The organism is Salinivibrio sp. IB643 (genome assembly GCF_001996105.1).
GTDB lineage: Bacteria > Pseudomonadota > Gammaproteobacteria > Enterobacterales > Vibrionaceae > Salinivibrio > Salinivibrio costicola.
Map to the genome: position 1 here is coordinate 1 of NZ_MUFF01000046.1, position 9577 is coordinate 9577.

Sequence of the window (9577 nt, forward strand, 5' to 3'; positions counted from 1 at the left end):
ATATATTTGTCTTATTTTTCATTGGTTTAAAAATAAACAATACAGAAAAAGCCAATAAAAAAGACAAAAAGCCACGACTATAGACTTTGGTCGAGTTGTCTTCGCGCTCGAGTCAGGCTAATTTATACCCAGTTGTTTAAAACTACGACACTCACGAGGCTGTTTCGCAACGCGCAGACACCCTCATAAGACAGTATAAATCACAAACTGTTGCATACGTCATCCTTGCAACGCGTTATCAATGGAGTGAGACCATGGCAGAGCAAGAAAATTACCGCGTCGCGATCGACATCTTAACCTGTCATCTTGGCATGAGCTTTGATGAAGCCTGTTCAGAGCTTGGATTAGCGGCAGATGACGCGTCGGCGGCACGTCAAATGGCAGAGATACAGCAAAGCTTAATGGGCGTGCGGGGCGACCAAAAGTAACGGTCTATCTGCATCATCTACTGAATAGACAAAGCCAGTATAGCGCTGGCTTTTTTGATCGCTACATTTCCATAAATTGTTTACAACTGCGCAATATCTAAGTGACTCGCGCGTTGTGTTGGCGAAGCATCGGCAGCAAACGGCAAGTGCCCGAGACAAGGCGCATCTAAATGCGCGTCAAGATAGCGCACCATTTCATCACTGTGCTGCGCCTTGGGATCCACGGCGTTTGCCACCCATCCGGCTAATTCAAGCCCGCAGGCACGAATGGCCTCTGCAGTGAGCAAAGCATGGTTTAAACAGCCAAGTTTAATCCCCACCACCATGATCACTGGCAGCTGATGGGTAATCACCCAATCGGCAAGCGTTTCCGTCTCGCTCAGTGGCACTTGCCAGCCGCCGGCACCTTCTACCAATACCGGGCGAGCCTGCTGTTTTAAATGTACTAGCCCATCGCTCAGCATCTGGGTATTAATGGGCGTATTGGCTAACGCGGCCGCCCAATGCGGCGAACATGGCGTTTCTAATAAAACTGGGTTGATCGCGGCATACGGCAATGCAATCGCACTGGCTCGCTGCAAAGTGACAGCGTCACTATTTAGTTGGTGATCAGGCGCTAAATCAGCACCAGCGGCGACAGGCTTGTAACCCACCGCTTGATAGCCTTGCGCGATAAAAGCGTGCAACAGCGCCGCCGTGGTATAGGTTTTCCCTACTTCGGTGTCGGTGCCGGTAATAAAGTAACTGTCATGCATGATGGTTAATCACTATGTAACCAATTTGATAGGTCGCCGGTAAGGTGTTGGCGGCGAGCGCAAAACGCTGATACGCCTTTTCTACCGCACTAAACTGCGCTCTTGTCGCCAGCCCTTGCTGCCCCGTACCTTGCGGGCGATAGGTGGCACCAATGCCTTTTAAACTTTTCATCACCGCATTGGCATTGGCAAAGGTCAGCTGTTCGCTTTCTTGCAACACGGTTGCGTGCGTCAGCCCAGCGCGTTGGGTCGCCTGCTGTAATCCAGATAAAGAGATAAAGCGATTCACCCGTGACGTGCTACATGCCTGTTGCCACGCGCTGTCGAGTTCATACAAGGATCCGGTAAGCAGTGTCGAAACAAGAATTTGCCCGCCGGGTTTAACGACCCGACGCAGCTCCGCCAATGGCACGTGCAAATCGTCACACCATTGCAGCGCTAACGAGCTAAATGCTAGATCGACACTGTTATCAGCCAGCGGCAAATGCTCCGCATCTGCTTGTACACCTAGCATGGCATCGCCACAGCGCGCTTTTGTCGTTGCAAGCATGGGGGCGCTGAGATCCAGTCCAATCACTGTCTTGGCATGCGTCATCCACTGCTGAGTGAAATAACCGGTGCCACAGCCGACATCTAAGACGGTGTCATGCGGGCTATCCTTGCGCTCGAGCTCAGCCAATGCCATCAACCGCTGGCCCACTCGGCGCTGCAGCGTCGCACTGTCGTCATAATGGGGCGCGGCTCGACCAAACGCTCGAGCAATCGCTTGTTTATCGGCGACGGTCATGCTGTCAACCCACACGTTTTGTCGCTCGCTAATACCGGCTTAAGCGCCTCAATCAGTGCAGTGATATCTGTTTTTTGATGCTGCGCAGACAGGCTGATCCGCAAGCGTGCGGTGTTGGCAGGCACAGTCGGTGGCCGAATCGCGCCTACTCGAATATGGGCCTTCATCAGAGCGTGATTCACCTGCTGTAATGCTGCCAAATCGCCGATAATCAGCGGCTTGATCGGGCTAGGCGTTGCAAGCAGTTGCGGGAAGGGCTGCTTATCTAAAGAATGAGTACTGAAGGAATGCGGTTCGAAAGCAGAGTCAGTTTCTAACCAGTCCTGGAGGCCTTGCGCTAGCTGTTCAGCATGGGCGCTGAGTATTTCTCGCCGCCAGTGCTCTGTTCGTGCCAGCCTCATCGCATCCTCAATGAGTGCCGCTTGCGCAGGTGGCATAGCCGTCGAGTACACATAATGGCGAGCGAACTGGCGTAAATAGTCAATGATGGTGGGAGAAGCCAGCACTGCCGCCCCCGCCACGCCCAGGGCTTTTCCAAACGTCACGATTAAAATATCCGGCCGCGCGCCACGACTGATGCTGCCCTCGCCTTCTTGCCCTAACACGCCAATCCCATGCGCATCATCCAAAGCCCAAAGCGCGCCCGATTGATTGGCAATCGCGGCAAGACTCTCGGTTGGCGACACATCACCATCCATGCTAAATACCCCTTCCGAGACAATCAGCGATGCGGAAGGCTGGATTTGCTTTGCGAGCAGTTGGCGAAGGTGTGCCATGTCGTTATGACGAAAACGCCGCTGCGTGGCAGGGCTCAATAAACCCGCCTCAATCAAGGAGGCATGGTTGAGTTTGTCTTGAAACAAGGCATCGTCTTTACCTAACAGCGTAAAGAGCAACGCCTGATTGGCGGCAAAACCACTGTTAAACAGTACCGCTTGCGGGTAACCCAGCCAGTCACACAGCTGATCACAAAGGGATTGATGCGCGGCGGTAAAACCAGATACTACCGGCGAAGCCGTCGCGCCCACGCCCCAGCGTTCAAGGTGCTGCTGCGCCTTTTTGACCAATCGCGGATCTTGCGCGAGGCCTAAGTAATCATTACCGGCAAAGTTGCGCCATGACTCGGCGACGGCATTGTCACCACTTTGCCGCCACAGGCCTTGTTGCTGGCGTACGGTCAGCTCGTCCTGATAACGACGGGTCAGCGCTGATCTTGTATCAGTCATCGTGCTTAGACACTGGCATCGTAGAACAAATCGCCCTCTTGCGGGCGCGATGCCACTCGCTCGGCCACTTGCTCAAGTAAGTCGTGCTCAGTGACTTGATCGGGCTTTTGGCTGACCGCTTCGCGATTAATACCCAGCTTTTTAAATAGCTGCATATCCGCGTCTTCATCAGAGTTTGGTGTGGTCAACAGCTTGCAGCCATAGAATATCGAGTTGGCGCCAGCCATAAAGCACAAAGTTTGCATTTGCTCGTTCATGTCTTCGCGTCCGGCAGACAGGCGTACCGCCGATTTGGGCATCATGATCCGCGCCACCGCGATAATGCGAACAAAATCGAACGGGTCGACGTCATCGACGTTCTCTAGCGGCGTGCCTTTCACCTTGACCAGCATGTTGATCGGCACGCTTTCTGGATGAGCAGGCATATTGGCCAACTCCATCAGCAAGCCGGCGCGATCGCGGGTACTTTCGCCCAGTCCGATAATCCCGCCTGAGCAGACTTTCATCCCCGCCTCTCGCACGTTGGATAAGGTATCAAGGCGCTCTTGATAGGTCCGCGTGGTAATGACGTTGCCGTAAAACTCAGGCGACGTATCTAAATTATGGTTGTAGTAATCTAAGCCCGCTTCAGAGAGCGTTTGGGCCTGCTCGCTATCCAACATGCCCAATGTCATGCAGGTTTCTAATCCTAGGCTTTTCACTCCTTGGATCATATCGAGCAGGTACGGCATGTCGCGTTGCTTGGGGTTTTTCCAGGCAGCGCCCATACAAAAACGCGTCGCACCCGAGGCTTTGGCTTTGTGTGCCGCTTCTAGCACCTGTTCGACTTCCATCAGGCGTTCTTTTTCAACATCGGTGCGATACCGCGCACTTTGCGGACAATACTTGCAGTCTTCTGGACACGCGCCGGTTTTGATCGATAACAGCGTGCTGACTTGCACTTGATTGGCAGGATGATATTCACGATGGACTTGCTGCGCGTCAAACAGCAAATCCATAAAGGGTTTATCGAACAATGCTTGCACGTCCTGTGCGGTCCAGTTGTGTCTTATTTCCACGCGGTTTTCCCTGTTGTTGTCGTTTTAATGCTTGGCTAGTCTACCCACAGACGTTAACCTGTCAATACAATAAGATCACACTGGTTTACATCTGATTTATTTATGAGCATAAACACCCATTTTGATCGTAAACATATCTGGCATCCCTACACTTCAACGCTCGATCCTTTGCCTTGCTTACCTGTCTCACACGCAAGCGGTGCCGAGCTACATCTTGAAGATGGCACCGTTCTGATTGATGGCATGTCATCATGGTGGGCAGCCATTCACGGCTACAACCATCCTGCTTTGAACGCCGCGGCGCATCAGCAAATTGATAACATGTCGCATGTCATGTTTGGCGGTCTCACCCACCAGCCCGCGGTATCGCTTTGTGAGCGCTTGGTCGCGCATTCACCCGCGCCGCTCACGCAAGTATTTTTGGCCGATTCAGGCTCTGTGTCGGTAGAAGTGGCGCTTAAAATGGCGATGCAATATTGGCAGGGGCGCGGCGAGTCACGCGCACAATTTTTGACCTTGCGTCATGGCTATCATGGCGACACGTTCGCCGCCATGTCGGTGACGGATCCTGATAATTCGATGCACAAACTCTACAAAGGGTTTCTGCCCCAGCATCATTTTGTGCCCTCCCCACAAAGCCGCTTTGACGGTGAGTGGGATCCTAGCGACATACAGCCTATGCGCGACGCACTCGCCGCCCATCATGGCCAACTGGCCGCGGTGATCTTAGAGCCGATTGTGCAAGGTGCAGGCGGTATGCGCTTTTATCACCCTGAATACCTGCGTCAAGTGCGCGCTCTGTGCGATGAATTTGATGTACTGCTGATTGTGGATGAAATTGCCACCGGATTTGGCCGAACTGGAAAACTATTTGCCTGCGACCACGCGGGGATCAGCCCAGATATACTCTGCGTCGGTAAAGCACTGACCGGCGGCTACATGACCTTGGCCGCCACGCTCACCACCCGCCATGTGGCCGATACTGTCTGTAGCGGTGATGCAGGCTGTTTTATGCACGGTCCTACCTTTATGGGTAATCCACTCGCCTGTGCCGTGGCCTGCGCCAGCATTGATACCTTGCTAGAAAGTGACTGGCCGCAGACCGTCGCACACATCGAGCAACAGCTGAAAACTGGCTTAGCGCCTGCTCGCGCATTGGAATGTGTGGCGGACGTGCGTGTGCTTGGCGCAATTGGCGTGATAGAGCTGACCTATCAGGTGAATCTGGCCGATATTCAGCCTTTAATGATCGCCCAAGGCATTTGGGTTCGCCCGTTCGGTAAACTGGTTTATGTGATGCCACCCTATTGCATTCGCGACGACCAACTCCACCAACTAACCCAAGGGATGATCACCGCAATTAAGCAGTTTTTGGTGAGTAGAGAGTCGATGACGTAAATATCGCCCCGTTGAAAATGGGGCGGTGGGTTTCGTGCGCCATTGCTCCATTGGGTTGATAACCTTTTTCAAGCACGCGTCCGCGGATGGTATCAATGTCAATTTCTTGTTTATTTTTGTTCCGATCAAAAAAAAGGCCCCGGTAGAGGGGCCAAGATATACCATCGCGTGATTTATTATCGTTATGTTTGGAGTTAGGAACCGATGCAAACAAGTGCCTAGTTAGTTAATCACAACGCTATGACACTTTATTGGCAGCGACGTATTTAACCGAAATCACCGTTCACATAGCCTCGCGTTCGGTCATCTTGCGGCTGGGCAAAGAGCGTGGCAGTTTCATCATGCTCCACCAGCTCTCCCATCAAAAAGAACGCAGTGCGGTCGGAAATACGACGGGCTTGCTGCATGGAATGGGTGACGATGACAATGGTGTAGTCTTGTTTTAATGACTCCATCAAGTCTTCAATTTTTTTCGTGGCGATAGGATCGAGGGCAGAGGTAGGCTCATCCATCAAAATCACTTCTGGCTCCATCGCAATCGTGCGCGCAATGCATAAACGCTGTTGCTGACCGCCAGACAGCCCAAAAGCATGGGCCTTGAGACGATCTTTCACTTCATCCCACAATGCTGCGCCACGCAGTGATTTTTCAACCACCGCATCTAGATGCTTTTTATCTTTAATGCCTTGGGCGCGTAAGCCATAAGCGACATTGTCATAAATGCTCATCGGGAAGGGGTTAGGTTTTTGAAACACCATACCCACTTTAATCCGTAGGCCACCTACGTCGATATTGCCATAGATATCTTGGTTATCCATGGTGAGTCGACCGTCAATTTGGACCCCTTCAATCAAATCGTTCATACGATTCAAGCAACGCAATAGGGTCGATTTCCCACAACCAGAAGGGCCGATCAGTGAGGTGACACGCTTAGCGGGAATCGGCAAGTTGATGCTTTTAAGCGCGTGGTTTTCACCGTTACCGTAATAAAGATTTAAATCATTGATTTCAAATTTGTTCATCTCGGACCTCAGAATGCGTTAATAAGTCGCTTTGTTGAATCGGCGTGCAATGAGTTTGGTTAGCATGTTGATAACCAGCACGACAACAATCAGTACGGTGGCAGTGGCATAGGCTTGGTGCCACTCATGGACGGTGTAAAGCTCTTGCGTGAGCTTGTATAAATGCACCGTGAGCGTGCGTCCTGAATCAAGCAATGAGTCAGGGATACGTGCCACCATACCGGCAGTGAGGAAAACAGGTGCAGATTCACCAATCACGCGACCTACACTAAGTATGATTGAAGTGATAATCCCTGGCATCGCACTGGGCAGGATTAACTTCCAAATGGTGTAGATTTTTGACGCCCCGAGTCCGTACGATCCCTCGCGATAGGTTTGAGGGACGGCCATTAAGGCTTCCTCAGTGGTACGGATAATCACCGGAAGGATCAAAATACTGAGCGTCAAGGCACCGGAAAGAATCGAAAAGCCGAGACCCAGTACCGCCACAAAGAACGTGAGGCCAAACAGACCAAAGATAATCGAAGGAACACCTGCCAGTGACTCAGTACAAAAGCGGATAACCTTGACTAACTTACTGCCCACTTTCGCATATTCAGTGAGGTAAATGGCGGTCATGATCCCTAGTGGCGCCGCAATGGCAATCGAGGCCAGTACCATATAGATGGTGGAGACAATCATCGGCCAAATCCCGGAAGACTCACCAATGCGCGTGTAGTCGCTGGAAATGAACGACCAGTCAACATACTGCAGGCCGTTGCTCAGAATGTACCAGATTATCCAGAACAGAACGCCGACAGTTAAACCTGCTGCTGTCCAAATGAATCCTAGGGCTAACTTATCTTGTAATCGACGTGACAACATAACTTATCTCGCTTTCTCACGGTTCAGGTAAAGCAGCGTGCCGTTGAGTAACATAATGAAAATCAATAACACGATCCCGGTGGCGTATAGAGCACTAGCATGCACGCCCGTAGCATAAGACATTTCTAACGCGATATTGGCGGTAAGGGTACGCGCGGAATCGAGAATACCCTCTGGCATGGCCGGCGCATTGCCCATCACCATGATGATCGCCATAGTTTCGCCCAACGCACGCGCAATCCCTAAAATCACACCCGTCATGATCCCGGAGCGAGCAGCAGGCACGAGCAGCTTAAAAATCGTAAACATCGATGATGCGCCAAGGGCGAGAGAGCCCTCTTTATAGGCACGCGGCACGGCGCGCAGCGAGGTTTCAGACACCGTAATGACCGTTGGTAAGATCATGACGGCTAACACAATGACACCAGCAAGCAGGGTATTGCCTGCTGGGACGTTGAAGATGTCTTGGATCAACGGGACGATGATGACCAGACCAAAGAAACCATAGACCACCGACGGAATACCGGCGAGGAGCTCCACTGCCGGACGGATAATATTCGCTAGCCATTTTGGTGCCACTTCCGCGATAAAGATAGCGGTGAGTACGGCGACAGGCACCCCCAAGAGGACAGCCCCTGCGGTGGAGACTAATGACGCCACAATCATAGGCGCAATGCCGTAGAGCGCGGGCGGAAGCCACTCGCTACCAAAGACGATATTGGTAAAGCCAGCAGCAGAGAGTACGGGAATACTCTCGCGGAAAATGAAGTAACCAATGGTGGCGAGCGATAACACGCCTACAATGGCACTGAATAAAAACAATGCGTGAAAAATCTTTTCTCGCCAGTCAACTCGGGGGCGTTTAGTGAGACTCGAGCCCGAGACATTATTTAACTGTTTAGGTGCGATGGTCATGATAACAACTCCACGCCAAAAATGGCTAAGGATGTAACAAAACAAAGCCCAGCCATTTGCTGGGCCAAAATTCTATTTACTTAACAGCGATATAGCCTTGGCTTACAACAATCTTCTGCCCATCTGCAGACAGCACCCAGTTGAGGAACTCATCTGCGGCTGCGGAGGTCATACCTTGTTTATGAAGGACCAAGAAAGGACGTACGACCTTGTAGTCACCCGCTGCCACGGCTTCAGAGGTCGGTGCATGACCATCCACACTTAGTGCTTTTAAGGAATCATCCACAGAGCCTAGCGAAATATAACCAATCGCGAATGGATTGTTGGCAACAATGGTCTTCACGACGCCGTTACCATTTCCGACTTGTGCTTTTTGTGAAATAGCAGACACTTCCATGCCGTTCACTTCGCGTTTCAGACCCATGATACTTTCAAATGCACCTCGCGTACCCGAAGCTGTGTCTCGTGTCACCAGAACGATAGGTTTATTTTCGCCACCTACATTTGACCAGTTGGTGATTTCACCTCGATAGATTTTAGCGATTTGGTCTGCAGTGAGGTTTTTGACGCCATTGGCACTATTGACAACCACCGCGATACCGTCAAAAGCAATCACAGTTTCTTTGAGTGACGATTCTCTTTCAGAAGCTTTCAACTCGCGTGAAGCCATGCCGAAATAGCTGGTGCCGTTTTTAGCGGCTTTGATACCTGCTGACGAACCAGTGCCTTGTACTTCGATGTAGGTGTCTGGGTGTTGCTGATGATAGGTTTCAGCCAACACTTCTATGACTTCAGTCACTGACGTTGAGCCAGAGATTGAAACAGTTTCTTGTGCACTTGCTGAGGCAGAGAACATGGCACCTGCCATCATGATGGCGCCAAAAACCTTAGATTTCATATCGTATCCCTTACTTGCGATAAGTCGCGGCTTGTTATTTTGAACAAGAGGAACTTTAAGAGCGAAATATGACAAATACATTTCACTAACTTGAAGCTTGGATGACAGCCACCAATTTGACGACAAATYGATAAGAAAAAACAGGCATTGTGGAATGAATTAGGCATGAAAATCCTGATGGACTCCCAATTTTACACATAAAAATCAAATATATATATCAAAAAAC

10 protein-coding genes are annotated in these 9577 nt (G+C 51.0%); 2 read left to right on the forward strand and 8 right to left on the reverse strand.

Features of this window, described 5'->3' with window-relative positions:
• The first annotated feature begins 254 nt into the window (after positions 1 to 254).
• Positions 255 to 428, forward strand: a complete 174-nt coding sequence (locus BZG77_RS14920) for a hypothetical protein (protein ID WP_198532425.1) — start codon at positions 255 to 257, stop codon at positions 426 to 428.
• An 80-nt stretch (positions 429 to 508) separates the two neighbouring features.
• On the opposite strand, the gene bioD is transcribed toward BZG77_RS14920, so the two are convergent.
• The 4 genes from bioD to bioB are packed head-to-tail and all read right to left on the reverse strand — an operon-like array spanning position 509 to position 4254.
• Positions 509 to 1183 (reverse strand): dethiobiotin synthase, encoded by a 675-nt coding sequence (gene bioD, locus BZG77_RS13660; protein WP_077647634.1) that lies wholly within the window; start codon positions 1181 to 1183, stop codon positions 509 to 511.
• Positions 1176 to 1985: a malonyl-ACP O-methyltransferase BioC gene (bioC, locus tag BZG77_RS13665; protein ID WP_241844160.1), complete on the reverse strand. Its 810-nt coding sequence runs from the start codon at positions 1983 to 1985 to the stop codon at positions 1176 to 1178. Before bioC ends, bioD begins: the two co-directional genes overlap by 8 nt.
• Positions 1967 to 3196: an 8-amino-7-oxononanoate synthase gene (locus BZG77_RS13670; RefSeq protein WP_077647636.1), complete on the reverse strand. Its 1230-nt coding sequence runs from the start codon at positions 3194 to 3196 to the stop codon at positions 1967 to 1969. Before BZG77_RS13670 ends, bioC begins: the two co-directional genes overlap by 19 nt.
• Before the next feature lie 5 nt (positions 3197 to 3201).
• The gene (gene bioB, locus BZG77_RS13675) at positions 3202 to 4254 is read right to left on the reverse strand and encodes a biotin synthase BioB (protein ID WP_077647637.1); all 1053 of its coding nucleotides are present in this window, start codon (positions 4252 to 4254) and stop codon (positions 3202 to 3204) included.
• 108 nt (positions 4255 to 4362) lie between these two features.
• On the opposite strand from bioB, the gene bioA reads away from it, so the two are divergent.
• Positions 4363 to 5652, forward strand: coding sequence for an adenosylmethionine--8-amino-7-oxononanoate transaminase (gene bioA, locus BZG77_RS13680; protein ID WP_077647640.1), 1290 nt, complete (start codon positions 4363 to 4365; stop codon positions 5650 to 5652).
• A 266-nt stretch (positions 5653 to 5918) separates the two neighbouring features.
• Here the strand turns inward: bioA and pstB are convergent, their stop codons facing one another.
• From pstB to BZG77_RS13695, 4 genes are all read right to left on the reverse strand, one after another.
• Positions 5919 to 6674: a phosphate ABC transporter ATP-binding protein PstB gene (pstB, locus tag BZG77_RS13685; RefSeq protein WP_077647638.1), complete on the reverse strand. Its 756-nt coding sequence runs from the start codon at positions 6672 to 6674 to the stop codon at positions 5919 to 5921.
• An 18-nt stretch (positions 6675 to 6692) separates the two neighbouring features.
• Positions 6693 to 7538 (reverse strand): phosphate ABC transporter permease PstA, encoded by an 846-nt coding sequence (gene pstA, locus BZG77_RS14925; protein WP_198532426.1) that lies wholly within the window; start codon positions 7536 to 7538, stop codon positions 6693 to 6695.
• Between the two features lie 3 nt (positions 7539 to 7541).
• Entirely contained in the window at positions 7542 to 8453 is a 912-nt protein-coding gene (gene pstC / locus BZG77_RS14930; protein ID WP_198532427.1) for a phosphate ABC transporter permease subunit PstC, read from the reverse strand.
• A 76-nt stretch (positions 8454 to 8529) separates the two neighbouring features.
• The gene (locus tag BZG77_RS13695) at positions 8530 to 9351 is read right to left on the reverse strand and encodes a phosphate ABC transporter substrate-binding protein (RefSeq protein WP_077647639.1); all 822 of its coding nucleotides are present in this window, start codon (positions 9349 to 9351) and stop codon (positions 8530 to 8532) included.
• Positions 9352 to 9577: the final 226 nt, after the last annotated feature.